The organism is Saccharopolyspora sp. NPDC050389 (assembly GCF_040655595.1).
Classification (GTDB): domain Bacteria; phylum Actinomycetota; class Actinomycetes; order Mycobacteriales; family Pseudonocardiaceae; genus Saccharopolyspora.
Window position 1 is genome coordinate 20110 of the sequence record NZ_JBFAKG010000097.1, and the last position, 15170, is coordinate 35279.

15 protein-coding genes and 2 pseudogenes are annotated in these 15170 nt (G+C 63.8%); 12 read left to right on the forward strand and 5 right to left on the reverse strand.

Annotated elements, in window-relative coordinates; all coding sequences use genetic code 11:
• The first annotated feature begins 107 nt into the window (after nt 1-107).
• The 6 genes from AB0I53_RS40575 (at nt 108) to AB0I53_RS40600 (ending at nt 4605) form a co-directional block, all read left to right on the forward strand.
• Nucleotides 108-1148: an alcohol dehydrogenase catalytic domain-containing protein gene (locus AB0I53_RS40575; RefSeq protein ID WP_358614378.1), complete on the forward strand. Its 1041-nt coding sequence runs from the start codon at nt 108-110 to the stop codon at nt 1146-1148.
• A gap of 104 nt (nt 1149-1252) precedes the next feature.
• Nucleotides 1253-2353 (forward strand): sn-glycerol-3-phosphate ABC transporter ATP-binding protein UgpC, encoded by a 1101-nt coding sequence (gene ugpC, locus AB0I53_RS40580; RefSeq protein WP_358614367.1) that lies wholly within the window; start codon nt 1253-1255, stop codon nt 2351-2353.
• A 135-nt stretch (nt 2354-2488) separates the two neighbouring features.
• Nucleotides 2489-2683, forward strand: coding sequence for a hypothetical protein (locus tag AB0I53_RS40585; RefSeq protein ID WP_358614368.1), 195 nt, complete (start codon nt 2489-2491; stop codon nt 2681-2683).
• 94 nt (nt 2684-2777) lie between these two features.
• The gene (locus AB0I53_RS40590) at nt 2778-3395 is read left to right on the forward strand and encodes a response regulator transcription factor (protein WP_358614369.1); all 618 of its coding nucleotides are present in this window, start codon (nt 2778-2780) and stop codon (nt 3393-3395) included.
• Nucleotides 3396-3667: 272 nt separating this feature from the next.
• Nucleotides 3668-4285 carry a response regulator transcription factor gene (locus AB0I53_RS40595; protein WP_358614379.1) on the forward strand — a complete coding sequence of 206 codons (618 nt, stop codon included), beginning with the start codon at nt 3668-3670 and terminating at the stop codon, nt 4283-4285.
• Between the two features lie 137 nt (nt 4286-4422).
• Complete coding sequence (locus tag AB0I53_RS40600) at nt 4423-4605, forward strand: hypothetical protein (protein ID WP_093277334.1); 183 nt, start codon at nt 4423-4425, stop codon at nt 4603-4605.
• Here AB0I53_RS40600 and AB0I53_RS40605 read toward each other — a convergent pair.
• Nucleotides 4596-8294, reverse strand: a complete 3699-nt coding sequence (locus tag AB0I53_RS40605; RefSeq protein ID WP_358614380.1) for a BTAD domain-containing putative transcriptional regulator — start codon at nt 8292-8294, stop codon at nt 4596-4598. The two genes, AB0I53_RS40600 and AB0I53_RS40605, sit on opposite strands and share 10 nt — an antisense overlap.
• 347 nt (nt 8295-8641) lie before the next feature.
• Between AB0I53_RS40605 and AB0I53_RS40610 the strand changes: the two genes are divergently transcribed.
• Nucleotides 8642-9070 carry an SsgA family sporulation/cell division regulator gene (locus AB0I53_RS40610; protein WP_358614370.1) on the forward strand — a complete coding sequence of 143 codons (429 nt, stop codon included), beginning with the start codon at nt 8642-8644 and terminating at the stop codon, nt 9068-9070.
• Between the two features lie 179 nt (nt 9071-9249).
• Here AB0I53_RS40610 and AB0I53_RS40615 read toward each other — a convergent pair whose 3' ends face one another.
• Nucleotides 9250-9594, reverse strand: a complete 345-nt coding sequence (locus tag AB0I53_RS40615) for a hypothetical protein (protein ID WP_358614371.1) — start codon at nt 9592-9594, stop codon at nt 9250-9252.
• A 454-nt stretch (nt 9595-10048) separates the two neighbouring features.
• On the opposite strand from AB0I53_RS40615, the gene AB0I53_RS40620 reads away from it, so the two are divergent.
• Complete coding sequence (locus AB0I53_RS40620; protein ID WP_358614372.1) at nt 10049-10423, forward strand: SDR family oxidoreductase; 375 nt, start codon at nt 10049-10051, stop codon at nt 10421-10423.
• A gap of 173 nt (nt 10424-10596) precedes the next feature.
• Here AB0I53_RS40620 and AB0I53_RS40625 read toward each other — a convergent pair whose 3' ends face one another.
• The 3 genes and pseudogenes from AB0I53_RS40625 to AB0I53_RS40635 all read right to left on the reverse strand — a co-directional run.
• A complete protein-coding gene (locus tag AB0I53_RS40625; protein ID WP_358614373.1) occupies nt 10597-11037 on the reverse strand; it encodes an ISAs1 family transposase in 441 nt (146 codons plus the stop codon).
• Nucleotides 11006-11413: pseudogene (locus AB0I53_RS40630) on the reverse strand (ISAs1 family transposase); the annotation flags it as partial. The pseudogene AB0I53_RS40630 and the gene AB0I53_RS40625, both read right to left, overlap by 32 nt.
• Before the next feature lie 53 nt (nt 11414-11466).
• Nucleotides 11467-11844 (reverse strand): annotated as a pseudogene (locus AB0I53_RS40635) (transposase family protein); the annotation flags it as partial.
• Between the two features lie 211 nt (nt 11845-12055).
• Between AB0I53_RS40635 and AB0I53_RS40640 the strand changes: the two are divergent.
• The 4 genes from AB0I53_RS40640 (at nt 12056) to AB0I53_RS40655 (ending at nt 15057) form a co-directional block, all read left to right on the forward strand.
• Entirely contained in the window at nt 12056-12811 is a 756-nt protein-coding gene (locus tag AB0I53_RS40640; RefSeq protein WP_358614374.1) for an ISL3 family transposase, read from the forward strand.
• Nucleotides 12812-12934: 123 nt separating this feature from the next.
• On the forward strand, nt 12935-13507 hold the full coding sequence (locus AB0I53_RS40645) for a cytochrome P450 (protein ID WP_358614375.1): 573 nt from the start codon (nt 12935-12937) through the stop codon (nt 13505-13507).
• Nucleotides 13508-13513: 6 nt separating this feature from the next.
• Nucleotides 13514-13735, forward strand: a complete 222-nt coding sequence (locus tag AB0I53_RS40650) for a ferredoxin (protein WP_358614381.1) — start codon at nt 13514-13516, stop codon at nt 13733-13735.
• A gap of 29 nt (nt 13736-13764) precedes the next feature.
• Nucleotides 13765-15057, forward strand: coding sequence for a styrene monooxygenase/indole monooxygenase family protein (locus AB0I53_RS40655; RefSeq protein ID WP_358614376.1), 1293 nt, complete (start codon nt 13765-13767; stop codon nt 15055-15057).
• Nucleotides 15058-15170: the final 113 nt, after the last annotated feature.

Below are 15170 nucleotides of genomic sequence, written 5' to 3' on the forward strand. Positions count from 1 at the left end.
GGTCTTTTAATGTCCGGCGGTCTTGTTGGGTGTTGGGCCACGTTGGTGCTCAATTGAGCGCAATTCCGGGGTGGGGCGACAACGGTGTTGAGGAGGGTGCGTTGCCGATGCGGGCTGCGATTATCAGCTGGCCGGGGGTGATCGCTGTGGGTGAGGCGCCTGATCCGGAACCGGGCTTGGGGCAGGTGGTTGTCCGGGTCCGTGCGTGCGGGGTCTGCGGGCTAGATGTGCTTATCGCCGACGGCGAGCTTGCTTCCGTGTCGTATCCGATCGTGCCGGGGCATGAGTTCAGCGGCGAGATCGTTGCATTGGGGCCAGGCGCGCCGGGGAAGTGGCGGGTCGGGGATCGTGTGACGGTCGATCCGATCCTGCCCTGCGGGCAGTGCGCGGCGTGCTGTTCGGATTACATGATGGAGTGTGAGCAGCGCGGTGCTATCGGTGAGACGGTGAACGGTGCGTTCGCGGAATACGTCGCTGTGCCCGCCGCCAACTGTTACCGGATGCCGGACTCGATGACCTGGGAGCAGGCAGCGATGGTCGAACCGGCCTCGCGTGCACTCAGGGCCGTGCGCAGGTTCGGCGTCGTCGCTGGGCAGCGTGCACTGGTCGTGGGAGCGAACACGACTGGGCTGCTGTTGCTGCAGGTGCAGCGACTCAGCGGTGTCAAGGTAACCCTCGTTGACCGCGACCCGGGGCTGCTGGATCTCGCGATGGACCTCGGCGCGTTTGCGGTTGCCACGGACATCGCCCAGGTCGGCGGTGAGAAGTTCGATGTTGCGATCGACTGCACCGGCGACCCGGAGGCGATGGAGGGGGCATTCGATGCGGTACACGCCGATGGCCGGCTGCTCGTGTTCGGGACGCCCCACGCGAGCGGGCGCATCCAGTTGTCGCGAGTTCCGTTCTACGATCTGCAAGCCGAGCTGAATCGCTCGATGGCCGTGCTCAACAGCTTCGGCGTCGCGCTCGAACTGATCGCATCAGGATCGATCCGAACCGATCCGTTGCTGACTCACGCCTTGCCGCTTGCGAGCTTCGACGAAGCCCTGAAACTGACCCGCAGCGGCGAGTCGAAGGTCCAGGTGCTGCCGGACTTCGAGGCGCTCGATCCCGAGCGGTCCACCGAACTCGGTGGGCGTGGTCAGTAGTCCAACGTGCTCGTGACCGTGATCGTCGGCACCGGCCGAGCCGTCCGAGCCGAGCAACCCCTTCGGAACCAGATTCAGTCCCAGCAAGACATGGAGGAAACGGCATGGCAGAAGTCGCCTACGTGGAGGCATCGCGGGTCTACGGCGGTGCTTCGCAGGTGCGCGCCGTCAATCGGCTCGACCTTTCCATCTCCGACGGTGAATTCCTGGTCCTGGTCGGCCCGTCAGGATCGGGCAAGTCCACCGCCCTGCGCATGGTGGCCGGCCTGGAAGAAGTCGACGAAGGAGAGATCCGGATCGGCTCCCGGGCGGTGAGCAGCCTCCCGCCGAAGGACCGCGACATCGCGATGGTCTTCCAGTCCTACGCCCTGTACCCGCACATGACTGTCGCGGAGAACATGGGTTTCGCGCTGAAGCTCCGGCGCATGCCCGGATCCCAGATCAAGGAGAAGGTCGCCGAAGCCGCGGCGATGCTGGACCTCACCAAGTACCTGGACCGCAAGCCCAAGGCGCTCTCCGGTGGGCAGCGGCAGCGGGTCGCCATGGGCCGTGCGATCGTGCGGGAGCCGAGCGTATTCCTGATGGACGAGCCCCTGTCCAATCTGGATGCCAAGCTTCGGGTGGAGACGCGGGCGAACATCGCGTCGCTGCAACAGCGCCTGGGGACGACGACGATCTACGTGACGCACGATCAGGTCGAGGCGATGACGATGGGGGACCGGGTGGCGGTGCTCGCCGACGGTGTGCTGCAGCAGTGCGCCAGCCCTCGGGAGTTGTACGAGGCCCCGGCGAACTCGTTCGTCGCGGGTTTCATCGGCTCGCCCGCAATGAACCTGCTGGTCCTGCCGTTGGACGCGGCCGGTGTCGTGATCGGCGGAGTGACGGTCGCACTGCCCCGGGAGCTGCTTTCGGATGCCTCCGCCAAGCAGTTGGCGGAGGTGACCTTCGGGGTGCGGCCGGAGTCGTTGCGACTGGTCGGGGCGGACGAGGAAGGTTTTGAACTCATCGTGCGGCTGGTTGAAGAACTGGGCTCGGACGCCTATGTGCACGGCGTTGTTGCTGGGTCGGAGCAGCGCATGGTCGTCCGCGTGGATGGCCGGACCCCGCCCTACATCGGTCAGCGGATCCGGGTCGCAGTGCGCGATACCGCCGAGGTCCACGTGTTCGACCCGAACACGGCGCAGCGGTTGAGCGGCTCTCCATGAGGCGCGTTTTGCCGCCGGCCTGGCGCTACCAGGCAGAGTGCACTAGTCGAAAGGTCAGTTCTGGTTGTCGGATCGGCTACCGCGCCGAGATTCAGGCATGGTTGGTCTGTAAACGTCGGGTCAAGGAGGAGTTCGTTGGCGACGATCGATCTGCCTGAAGATGTTGAGCACGTGCTGCGGCAGCTGGAGTCCGAGATGGCGGATACTCGCGAGTACATCCTGCGATGCCGTGCGTTGGGGGACGAACAGGCGGCTCAACTCCACGTCATCTGGATCGACCTCCTGCTGGATGAGTGGAGCCGTTGCCGGTTGGTCGCGCAAGAGTGCTGACTAGGGCTCTCTCACATAGAGGCGACATAGAGAAATTGTGAAGACGGGCTTCGCACACTGAGATCACATCATCACTCAACGTGTGGGAGTCCCGATGGAGCGAGTGCGAGTGGCCGTGCAGGCAGCAGACCCCATCACCCTGGCCGGCCTCACCAGCTGCCTGATGTCACGGCCGGAGCTGGTCATAGAGCCTACCTGCGCTGAGGCCGACGTGATCGTATTCGCCACGGATCGGGTCAACACCCAGGTCCTGGCCGACCTGCGGCAGTCGGCGCAAGAGGTCTCCGTGCCCAGAGTGCTGGTGACCAACGAGCTCAACCCCGTTGACGTGCTCAGTGTGGTCGAATCCCGTGTGGTGGCTGTGCTGCCGCGAACGGGCGCGACCGGGACGAGGCTGATCAACAGCGTCCTCGCCGCGGCTAACGGCGGGGGCGTGATGCCGCCCGATCTGCTAGGCGAGTTGCTCAAGAAGATCGACTACCTGCGCCGGGAAGTGCTGACGCCCCGTGGCTTGAACTCGTCCGGGCTGACCAACCGGGAGGTCGCCGTCCTGCGGTTGATGGCCGATGGAATGGACACCGCGGAGATCGCGCAGAAGCTGTGCTATTCCGAGCGGACCGTCAAGAATGTCATCTACGGAGTGACCGGTCGGCTCAACCTGCGCAACCGGCCACACGCGGTGGCTTATGCCATGAGAGCCGGGGCGATCTGACCGAGCTCGGCAACGGGGTGGTGAGCGTGCAAGTCTGGGCGTGGTCCGCACTCCTTGCCGGGTGAACGGCTGCGGGCGGCATTGGGTGACCTGCTGCTGGATGTCGACCCGGCGACTATCTGTGATGGTCTTGACGCTGGCGCCGTTGCGGGTGTCCGGGCTGCCAGTGGTCGCTGTGAGTGCGGGTGGGGTCTAGAGATGATGTAGAGAGTTTGTGAAGACGGGCTTTGCACACTGAGATCACAACATCACGGAGTGTGTGGGAGATCCTGATGGACCGAGTGCGAGTGGCCGTGCAGGCAGCAGACCCGATCACCCTGGCCGGCCTGGTGAGTTGTCTCAAGTCGCGGTCGGAGTTGTTCGTGGTGCCGAGTGCGGCCGAAGCCGATGTGGTCGTGTTCGCCGCGGACCGTGTGAATGCCCAGGTGCTGGCTGGTCTGCGATTGTCGGCACAGCAGGTGTCGGTGCCTCGTGTGCTGGTGACCAACGAACTCGATCCCTCCGATGTCCTGCGTGCGGTGGAGGCCCGTGTGGTGGCGGTGCTGCCGCGAATCGCCGCGACCGGGACGAGGCTGATCAACAGCGTGGTGGCCGCGGCCAGGGGTGGTGCTGTGATGCCGCCGGATCTGCTGGGCGAGTTGCTCAAACAGGTCGATCATCTGCAGCGTGAGGTGCTGGCGCCGCAGGGTTTGAACGCGGCCGGGCTGACCAGCCGTGAGGTTGATGTGCTTCGGTTGATGGCTGATGGGCTGGACACCGTGGAGATCGCGGAGAAGCTGTGTTATTCGGAGCGGACGGTGAAGAACGTCATCTTCGGGGTGACCAATCGCCTGAACCTGCGTAACCGGCCGCACGCGGTGGCTTTTGCGATGAGAGCGGGAGCGATCTGATGGGTGTGCGGATCAGGGCAACAGCCGGTTGCGTCCCCGCCGCGGTAGGCCGCGAAAACCGCAGCCACGGCAACGCCATGACGCAGAAGAACTCGAGGTCCACTCGGGACACCCTTGCGGCGAGAACGACTCGCCGTGTGCTGCCCTGCAGTGACGAGCAAGGCCACGACCGCGAACTCACCCTCACATTCACCGGCCGCCAGCTGGTGCTGACCGCACCGGACGGCACCGCTGCGGTCCTCACTCCCTTGCAGAGCGAACGATTGCGGTCCGCGGTCCGCGATCTGCTGCTGGATGTCGACCCGAGCGATTACGCGTGATAGGCCTGCAGACTCTCCGGTTCGCGCCTGCGGACCTCGTCGACGATGGCGACTCGGGAATGCGCGTTGAGCTTCCCCAGGATGCGGGCAACGTGACTTTGCACCACGCGTCTCGGCAGGCCCAGTTCGGCCGCGATGTCCGGGTTGGAACGGCCCTCGGCCACGAGAATCGCGATCCGGACCTCATCGCGGGACAGCGCCTCCCAGCCCTCGGCGGGATGGACGACCGAGATGTCCGGACTCGGGCGGATCCCGAACCCGCGGAGTCGTGACTCGGCGCGGCGGATGTCCCAGCGGGCGGACAGCCCGGCGAAGTGCTGGATCGCCTCGTCGAGTGCGCACTGCGCGTCCTTGAGCAGATTCCGTTGCGCCAGAAGTAAAGCAGCATCCTCCAAAGCCCCGGCCAGTTCGACCACGCGCCCCACTTCCCGGTAGTGCCGCCCCGCCGCCATGACCGGTTCGGGGTCACCAGCGATGAGTCCCTCGCAACGGGCCGCTGCGGCGAATGCCCGGGCCGGCCGGGTTTCCTTGGCGGCTTCGTCCCGGCACACGGCCAACGCCTGGTTTGCCAGATCGAGGTCACCGAGTTCGACCGCCAACCGGACCATGATCGGCAGCCACTGGTGGCGCAGCATCAGCGGGGCGAATCCGGGATTCAGGATCGGGTCCATAATCGACAGTGACTTCTCCGGCTCGCCGCGTTGTTCGGCCGCCAACGCCCGGGCGATCAGCAAGAAGTCAACATTCTCGCGCTCCGCGCCGCTGGATGGCGCGTACTCCTCGGCCGCGTCCAGATGGCGGGCGGCTGTCTTGCCGTCTTCCCGCTGCCCGGCGATCAACGCGCTGACGCCGTGCGAAAGCAGCGCCGCTGGGCCGGGCTCGCGCAACCCGTAGAAGGAGATCGCGGGGCCGTCCTCGGTCAAGGTCTGCAACTGGAGCATGGCGTCGTCCCAGCGGCCTACCCAGAAGTAGTGGACCGCCTCGGAAACTTGGAGGCCGCTGGACGGAAGGTGCTGGGCCGCGATCTGGCGGGCCTCGAGCATCGTCGTTTCCGCCTCGTCGAGGCGATCCAGGTTCTGCAGCGTGAACGTGCGGTTGTCGAGCAGGTCGAAGCGGAACTCGGAGAATTCGGGATCATCTCCGACCACTTCGAGCGCCTTGTCGACGTGTTCGAGCGCGCGTACGTGATCCCGCTGCACCGACTCGACCAGCCACATGGTCTGCAATGCGTGCGCGATGGGGTAGGGTTCGCCGGTGGTTACTGCCTGCGCGTAGGCATTGTCGGCGCTTTTCTGAGTGGCGTCGAGATCGCTGAGGTCGCCGCGCTGGAAGTTCGCTGCCAGCGACCTGTGCCTACTGCGCCAGATCTCCGGTACTGCTGGATCGTCGGCCGCGTTGCCCAGCGTGTCGAGAGCAGCGGCCAACTCGCCCTTGCGGTACAGCGTCGCGACCAGCAGCTGTCGCATCTCCGCCGACCGGTACGGGTCGGTGGCGATCGCGAGGGCCTGGCGTGCTTTGTTTTCCGTGTCGCGTCCCGCCCGGAACATTACCTTCACGAGCGCGGCGAGCAGCACTTCCCGGTTCGGGTCACCGACCGGGCAGTTTTCCAGCGCGCGTGAGAAAAGGTCGATGGCGATCAGCGGGGCACGGTTGGACACCGCGACGTGATGCTCCGCCAGCCATTCCAGTACCCAGCGGTCGTTGGCGGTCGATGCTGCGAGAAGATGCTCGGCGACCTGCTCGACCCGTGCGCCGACCTCAGCCAGTTTTTCCGCCGCCTGCCGGTGCAGTGCGCCCCGGGCGGCCTTCGGGATTCCGTCGTAGAGCGCCTGGCGCAGCAACGGGTGACGGAATGCCATCTGGACTTCGGCATCGACCAGAACGTCGGCGGAGACGGCCTCTTCGAAGGCGTCCAGCAGCTCGAACGCTTGTCTACCCATAGCGGCGGCGACTTCCGTGCAGGAGAACTCCAAGCCGAGCAGGGCGCCCCAGCGAAGCACTTCCCGGGTTGGCGAGGAGAGGAACTCCAGTCGTTTGCCGATCGCGGCGACCAAAGACCGAGGGGCTTGCGAGATCGACGAGGCGGGAACGTCTGCGGTGCCATTGGTGATCGCTACTGCCTCAGAGCGCAGCAGTGTGCCGGTGATTTCCTGCACATACAGCGGGTTTCCCGCCGCGCGCCCCGCAATTTCCCGCAGCACTGGCCCTGGTTTGGCCCCGACGATCTCGCGAAGCAGCTGGATGGTCTCCAGATCGGTCAGCGGTTCGAGGAGGAAGACTTCACCGTCGCGCGACTCGACGGCGCGGCGCAGCTGCCGCAGCTCAACCCTGTCGGGTGCCGGGCGTGTCGCGGCCACGAGCAGCAACGGCAACTGGCGCGTTGCCGCGCAAAGCCGGTGCCACACCAGCACGCTGGCTTCGTCCGCCCACTGCAGGTCGTCGATGACCAGGATCAGCGGCGAGATGGCACACAGCTCGTCGACGAGCTCCAGGAGCTGATCCACCGGCTCCGTGGAGCGCTCACCGTGCAGGGTGGCGGCCAGCTTCGCCCGTCGCGGGTCGGGTGCTTTCGTATCGATGCCAAGGCATTCCGCCATGACCTGCAGCGGGAACCGCTGACTCAGTTCGTCGGCGACCGCCCAGGCGAGTTGGCAGCCGAGACGGCCGGCATCGGCGAGGGCGACCGTGAGCAGCTCCGACTTGCCGATACCGGGTTCGCCCTCGATCCACACCGAACGGCCGCGGCCGGCCAGCACTTCCGCGACCAGTTCCTGCAGGCGCGTGCTTTCAGCCAGGCGTCCGACGTAACGCCTCTTGTCGCTTTGCTGCAGTGCCCGGTTGACGTAGGCGGGAACGATCGAGAGCGGCGCGGCGTGGCGAACCAGCGATTTCCGCACCGGTGTCGGGCTCAAGTCAGGATCGTTGGCCAGGATCTGTTCATGCACTCGCCTCAGCTCAGGCCCGGGTTCGATGCCGAGCTCTTCAACCAACGCCCGGCGGGCCTCGCGGAAGATCTCTAACGCCTCCGCCGGTCTGCCACTGCGGTACAAGGCGGTCATCAGCAGCGCGCGCAGGGACTCACGCAACGGGAATTCGCGGACCAGGCCGGCAAGTTCGGCCGCCAGCTCGACGTGGCTGCCGTGCGCGAGCATTGCTGTCGAGCGGTGTTCGATGGTCATGAGCCGTAACTCAGCGAGTCGTTCGCGCTGCAGCTGGGCGAACGGTCCCGGAATACCAGCGAGAGCCTCCCCTTGCCACAAGCCCAATGCGGCGTCCAGGGACTCGACCGCGCCCTCGTGGTCGCCGGAGGCGAGCTGCTGCCGCCCCTGCTCGCGCAACCGGTCGAACACCTTGACGTCCAGGTTCTCCGTCGGCAGCCGGAGCGTGTAACCGGCGGAATGCGAGATCAGGACGCCGTCGTTGGACCGGTGGGAGCGCTGCGGTTCCAGGCTGCGGCGCAGTCCCGAAATGTAGGTGTAGACGCTGCCTTCGGCGCTGGCCGGCGGGCGATCCCCCCAAAGGGCGTTGATGATTTCGTGCCGGGGCACGACGTGGTTGGACTGCAGCGCCAGCACCGCGAACACGGCTCGTTGGCGTGGCGGACCAAGCGAGATCTCGTCCTGTCCGAGCCAAACACGCAACGGTCCAAGCAACGTGACCTGAAGCGGTCCGTTCGCGCTTGCCGGCATCGCCACCCCTATTTCCACGGTCGCAAAAGATAGCGTCTCTCTCCGCAATAGTGCACCTTCGGGAACCGCATTGTGCCCACGGTGGCTTATTGCCCGAAGGATTGCCTGTTTGTACACGCGTGGGGTTGCGATCGGGCTCTGGTTTCCGGTACCGGATCGCCTGGATCGATCAATCGGTCAAAACGGATCTTCTCCGGGGCGACGAAGGCGGCCTCTTGGCCTGGTTGAGTGCCTGCGGAACGGAGCGGCCCTGGTGTCGCCGGAGGCTGAAGATGTCGTGAAGAAGGCGTGAATCCGGGTTGGCCATGCTGCATTTCGGGTGGGAGTCAAGCTTGAAGGAGTGCAGCATGATGGCCAAGAACCACCGGACGATCATCCGCTTCGCCACTGTCTTCAGCCTGGCCACGCTGCCAGGGGTGAGCGCCCAGGTTCGGGTGGAACTGCGGTACGAAACCCGCGACCCGTATGCGGTGGTCATGATCTTCAACGCGGGACAGAGCCGCCAGGTTCGCTGGGAAGTCGCCCGCGACCTGCTCGCCGACGGGCTGGTCGCCGACAGCGGGGAAGGTGACATGCGCATCGGCCCTTGTCCGGGCAAGCCCGAGCTCGTCTTGATCACGTTGCGTTCACCGTCGGGAGAAGCCACCTTCGAAGCGCCGGCTGAGAAGCTGGCGCAATTCTTGGACGACACCTATGACATCGTCGAACCCGGCGACGAACACCGGTGGATGAGTGTCGACGAGGCGTTGAACCGGCTGCTCCCGAACGACCGGTAACCGACCGGTATTCACCCTCGCGCCGTGCGGTGTCGGCAAGGACCGACGCCGCACGGCGCATTCGTGTGCGTACTGCAGAGTGATTCGCGCACTTGTCGAGGGGGACAGGATTTCCTGCCCCCTCGCGCGGAGATTCATTTGTGCTTGGTGGCACCGTGCATCGTGCACGGTTGGCCGGATCAAGCCAGACCGAGAAAACGGGGGGCTTTGATCGAGACCGTCGGGGTATCGGTGACAGCTTGTGACTCCAGGCGGCTGATGTGGGTGAGATCGCCGTCGTAGGTTTCGATGACTGTCCGAAGGATGTTGCGGTCTTCACGTGAGACCATTCGCCGCTTGGCCGCAGCGATGGATGCCAGCGCTTCCGCCGCGGGCAACGCCCTTCCACCTTCCAGGTAGCCGGCCACTTTGTTCGCCTGCTCGTCGTTCAGGGCCGAGCCCATGTGGAAGAGCACCTGGTCGAGGGCGCTGCTGAAGCTCTGCGGGGATTCGGGGGCGATGACGCCCGGGTCCATGGCAGACATGTCGTTCTCCCTTGCGTGCGTCAGGGGCAGATACTCCGTGGCGCGCGATTACGAATTTGTGCGTCGACAGCGAACGGCCGGGCGACGCGCCGCCTGGACCGGAGGGTGGCGGAGCATGTCATTCCCGAAATGGTCGATCCCTGTGCCCGCAGCCACAAAGCTACCGGTCCCGGCCCAGCACTGGCCACGACTTGAGCTGTGCGTTGCCCGCACGACTCACCAAGATTGCACTCCTCCCCAGTGCCGGGCCGAGTTCCGCGGGCGCACGGGGTACTGCCCTGCGATGGCGTACGGTACGCGCCAGTGCGTTCGCGGTCGCTTGGGCGGAACAGAAATCGTGCGCGCGGTTGATCGCCGCGCATCCCAGCTGTGCGATCGGCCGGTTGCCAGGTATCCGGACCGGAATCCAGTAAGTTGATCATCTACGCCATCATGGACGGCCCGTGCCGATCGGGTGCGCAACAGCGAGAAGCTGCTGGTCGCCCGGAGCTCAGGTATCAACGGTGCCATGACGTCGACTTCGTCAAAAACCTTGGCTGCCGAGTTCACCGGCGAGGGAGTCAGATCAAACGTGGTCACTCCTGGACTGACCAGGACGGCAATCTATGACCGTCCCGGCGGTTTCGGGGAGCAAGTGGCGAAGCTCCGCGGGATCGAATTTGCTGGCATCGTCGACTACATGGCCACTTCAGTTCGCCCGCAACTGACGAAACGAGTCAGTGAACCCGAGGACGTCGCTCGCGTGATTGCCTACCTTGTCTCCCCATTGGCAAGCCAAGTTACAGGCGCGGAATGGGTAGTTGATTCCGGCGTGCTCATGCAGGTCTGAGCAGGCTACAAGGTCGTTACAACCCCACCACGGTGTGGGTCACCAACGCATTATCCTGTGCTGAGCTTGAAACCTGCAAACAGACTGCGTGATTTATCGACAGGGCAGGACTTGGCGGATTTCACCGAGCGGAGACCTTCGGGCCGGTCTCAGGGTCCCGGCAAAGTCGGGTTTCAGCATGTCAGGAGCAGTTCGATGGGCCGGTTGAAATCGCGGGCGTGATGTCGGCAGGCGGCGGCGATGTTGGTATGGCCGGCGAGTCGGAGCAGGCTGATGGCGGTGTTGCGGAGGCTGGCCATGACTTGGGGTGCGTGGCCTGTGTGGATCTGGCTGCGGTCTTCGTCGTAGGTTACGTCGCGGACCCAGTGCAGCCCGTTTTCGATTGACCAATGTCCGCGCAACCATGTGGCGATCTGTTCGGGTCCGGCGTCGGTGACAGTGAGGCTGGTGATGGCGTAGATGGTTTCGCGGGTGCGTGTGCCGGTCTTGCGGTTGGTGCGGGTCCGGGTGAGTCGCAGGACCTGAGCGGCGCCGGGGAATCCGATGCCCGTGGTGAGTTCGGTCGCTTTCAGGGTGCGGGTGTCCTGGCGGCCGTGGCCGCGTTCGCGAGTCACTGACAGGGAGGGAAATGTCTTTCCAGGGCAGTGATTTCTCTCTTTTCCTTAAGGTGGGCTGGTTGGCTTTCACTGTGCGGATGTAGTGGCCGCCGCGATCGCGGATGATCTGCGCGGTGTCGCGCTGGCAGTGCATGGCGTCGGCGGTGATGACCGCATTGGTGATGTCGAGAGTGCCCAGAAGCGCGGCCAGTACAGGGATTTCGTTGGTCTTGGCGCCGACGGCGACCTGGGCGAGCACGGCTTTGCTGCGCTGGCACAGCCCGGAGAGCAGATGCACCAGCTTGCCGGAGGTGTCCTTGGCTCCCTTGACCGTTTCCCGTCGAACGCGATGATCCGCCGTCCGCTGATCGTGCTGGTGCGCAGCCACATCCACGCACTGATCTTCTCGTCGAACACATCACCGGGAAGTCGTTGCAGTACACGACGATTCGTCGATTCCGACGGCGGCCGGCGACCAACGCCCAGCCGGACCAGCGCACCCGCTGGTGTATCTGTGGCCCACTCGGCGATCGCCGTGAACGAGCGTGCCCCGGCCAGCGTGGCCGCCAGCGCAATGGCCAGCACCACCGCCAGGCGGTGCCGCACACCCCGGCGCTTGCGTGGATCGACCACGTCCGTCAACACCTCCAGCAATCCCTGGGGACCGGCGATCCGGCGTCCGTGACGGATGCGGGCTGGGCAGGGCCTGACTCGATCGGGGTTTGAAGGGCAGGAGATGATGAGAACGCGGGCACGGCGACGACTTCCTGACGATCGGTGTTCAGCGACTTCGATCACCCCCGTGATCGCGGTGCCCGCGCTCACGACACGCCGTTACCACAGGTCAAGCCATCACATCAAGACTTTGCCGCAGCCCTTGCCCTACTAGTGCTGACCTTCGCCAAGGCGATGCCGGTGGCCCGGGTTGCCGCGTCGGTGCGTGAGCATGACACCCGGGTATGGGGGGTTGTGGAGCATCATGTGCGTACTGCCCGGGCCGGTGAGGACTTCTCGTCGGTGCGGCGGGTGGGGATGGATGAGACCTCGACTTGCCGGGGGGCAGGACTACATCAGTCTGTTCGCCGATCTGGACACCGCCCGGGTGCTGTTTGCCACCGAAGGCCGCGACGCCGCCACGGTCGAGCGGTTCGCCGCGGATCTGGCCGCCCAGGGTGGCGACCCCAGGAAGGTGCACACCACCAGCTCGGACATGAGTGCGGTGTTCATCGCCGGCATCGGCGAACATTTACCCCACGCGCGGCTGACCTTCGACCGGTATCACCTGGCGGCCACGCTATCCGAGGCCGTTGACGCAGTACGGCGGACGGAGATCGCCGCCCGTCCCGAGCTCAAGCACACCCGCTGGCTGTGGCTGAAGAACTGGTCCAACCTCTCGGTCACCCAGCGCCGCGAGCTGCAACAGCTGATGCGGCCGTCGGCGCAACTGGCCACCGCGCGCGCTCTGCGCTGGCGGGAAGACTTCCAAGCCTTCTACGACCAGGACCCCAGCTACGCCGCCGAGTACCTGCACGGCTGGTGCGCCGGTGCCAAACGCTCCCGCCTGCAACCCATCAAGGACTTCGTCGACCTCGTCCGGCGACACTGGGACGGGATCATCGCCTGGCATGCCTCCCGCACCTCCAACGGACTGCTCGAAGGCACCAACTCGCTCATCCAGGCCGCCAAGGCCCGCGCCCGCGGGTACCGCAACAAGAACAAGATGATCAGCATCGCCTACCTCATCGCCGGCAAACTCCCACTACCCACAGTCACCAACCCTGCGGTCGCATGACTGGTAACCACGGCATCACGCCAGAGCTACCCACGCGAAACAGCGAAGAGCCAATACGCAGAGCCACTCCGCTTATGCCGATCGGAGTATGCCAGGCCGTGCATAAAGGGTAAAAACGATGATTTGCTGGGTCGTCTGGCTGCTCGGGTCAACAAGGATGAACTCAGCCACGACGAACTTGTCTCAATGATGCGGTTGTTGCTGATCGCGGGGCATGAGACCGTGGCCGGAGCTTTTAGCCTGAGTGTCTTCGCCCTTCTACGAGATGCCGACCAGCTGGCTATGTTAAAAGAAGATCCTAGTCTATTTAAGCCTGCTGTCGACGAGCTTCTGCGTTTCTTCACGGTTATTCAGGGTGACGGTCGAGTTGCCTCGGAAGATGTCGAGGTAGGCGGACAACTGATCGCCAAAGGCGATTCAGTAATATTCAGCCTACTGTCTGCCAATTATGACGAAAGCGTTTTCCCTGGCGCGGCTACGATTGATTTGCATCGTGACGCGCGGCGACACTTGGCATTCGGCCTCGGTATTCATCAATGTCTCGGTCAAGCGCTAGCCAGAGTTGAGTTGGAAATATCTTTGGCTAGCTTGTTCCGTCGTTTTCCCACATTGCGACTTGCGACCGAAATCGAGAATATTCCTTTCCGTGGTGACATGCTCGTATATGGCGCGTACGAAATGCCGGTGACATGGTAGCTTTGAATCGAGGGTGTTGAAATGAAGATAAAAATTGACCGTAACCTTTGTTATGGTACCGGCAGGTGTGCGGAAACTTTGCCAGAAGTTTTCGATCAGGATCCACGCGACGGGCTGGTGGTTTTACTTGTTGACAGCCCGCAGGCGGTTGATGGCGATGACGTGCGGTTTGCTGCCCAATTCTGCCCTTCAGGCTGTATCTCGATAGAGAATGACGACCAGGTTTAATTAATGATTGTTCGACCTATCGAATTGGAATGGGCATCATGATCGGTGCTGCTCGTAGTGCCACTATTGTCGGCGCCGGCCAGGGCGGGCTTCACCTGGCGTATGGGTTAATGGCCAGCGGTTGGAAGGTTCGGCTCATCGCCGATCGCACCCCTAGCCAGTATATGAATCTTGGCGCTTTATCCGGTCACATGCTACAACAGCGTTCGATTGCCAAGGAGCGAGCCGCAGGTATCGATCTATATGATTCGTTGATCAACAACTCAGCGTGCGGGGTGGACTTTGCCCTAAGCGCCAACGGTGTCGACATAGATATGCACTTCCAAGGCGACTTCGAGGCTCCGGCCATAGCAGTGGACACGCGCTTGAAATGTTCACGCGCCCTGGAGACATTCATCCGTCGCCAGGGAAACGTGGTCTACCACTCCGCCAGCGTGAGGGACTTGGAAGAGTGGGCCGAGCAGGACGATGCGGTGTTCGTCGCAACAGGTAGGGGGGCTCTGTCCGGTCTATTTGAACTGGACGAGGCTCGCACCGTCTACGAGAAGCCGCAACGAGAACTGCTGTTGCTTATTGTTCGTGGAATACAGGCTCCCAGAGAGGAGAACGTCGGCCGTATCAAGTTCTGTTTCAACCCCGAACACGGCGAACTCTTCTATGGCCCGCAGGTCCATTTTACGAACACGCCGGTACACCAGGTGCTCGTCGAGGCTCGTCCCGGCGGCGCGATGGACCGCTTCGCCGGGATCAGCGACGGAGAGCAGGCATTGAAGGTTGCTCAGTCGCTTTTTGTCGACTTCGCAGGTTGGGAGGCCGACAATGTCAGCGGAATGCGGCTAGCTGATCCGAAGGCATGGCTGCGCGGAGCGGTGCGACCGCTCGTCCGTAAACCGGTCGCGACGCTGCCCAGCGGTCGGCCTGTCTTTGGAATTGGTGACGTGCTCATGGTTTTAGATCCTGCTGCGGGACAAGGAGGTAACGCCGCTGCCTGGGGGATCGACGACTTGCTCAAGGGCCTGCGCGAACTGGATGGCCCAGTAGTGCGGCGGGATTGGTACGAGGACCGATTCGAACAGTTCTGGGAGCGCGAGGGGAGACATTTCTCGACGTTCTCGAACATGCTCATCGAGCCGCCGAACGAAGCGATTCAGACCCTATTTGGAGCGTCGTTGCGGTCCCGTGCGGTCGCGGACCGCTTGGTCTCGACCTTCGCGCATCCCAAGGTCCTGATGTCCTACATTGACTCGGTCGAATCGGCCGAGCGTTTCGCTCGCGAAGCCGAACAGGGTGTTCGTCTGCAACCGCCTTTGTCGTCCTCGTGAAGTGCCACCAGGCTGCTTAGAGCGTGTCTCGTTTGGATCTTGGTGGGGTTTGCGGGCATGATCTTGGTTCGTGGTTGATGAGTTGTCGCGACGGTTGGTGCCCGATGAGCTGT

Coding starts and splice junctions, on each gene's coding strand:
- AB0I53_RS40575 (WP_358614378.1), top strand. CDS start 108: ATGCGGGCTGCGATTATCAGCTGGCCGGGGGTGATCGCTGTGGGTGAG.
- ugpC (WP_358614367.1), top strand. CDS start 1,253: ATGGCAGAAGTCGCCTACGTGGAGGCATCGCGGGTCTACGGCGGTGCT.
- AB0I53_RS40590 (WP_358614369.1), top strand. CDS start 2,778: ATGGAGCGAGTGCGAGTGGCCGTGCAGGCAGCAGACCCCATCACCCTG.
- AB0I53_RS40595 (WP_358614379.1), top strand. CDS start 3,668: ATGGACCGAGTGCGAGTGGCCGTGCAGGCAGCAGACCCGATCACCCTG.
- AB0I53_RS40605 (WP_358614380.1), bottom strand. CDS start 8,294: ATGCCGGCAAGCGCGAACGGACCGCTTCAGGTCACGTTGCTTGGACCG.
- AB0I53_RS40610 (WP_358614370.1), top strand. CDS start 8,642: ATGATGGCCAAGAACCACCGGACGATCATCCGCTTCGCCACTGTCTTC.
- AB0I53_RS40615 (WP_358614371.1), bottom strand. CDS start 9,594: ATGTCTGCCATGGACCCGGGCGTCATCGCCCCCGAATCCCCGCAGAGC.
- AB0I53_RS40640 (WP_358614374.1), top strand. CDS start 12,056: ATGAGACCTCGACTTGCCGGGGGGCAGGACTACATCAGTCTGTTCGCC.
- AB0I53_RS40655 (WP_358614376.1), top strand. CDS start 13,765: ATGGGCATCATGATCGGTGCTGCTCGTAGTGCCACTATTGTCGGCGCC.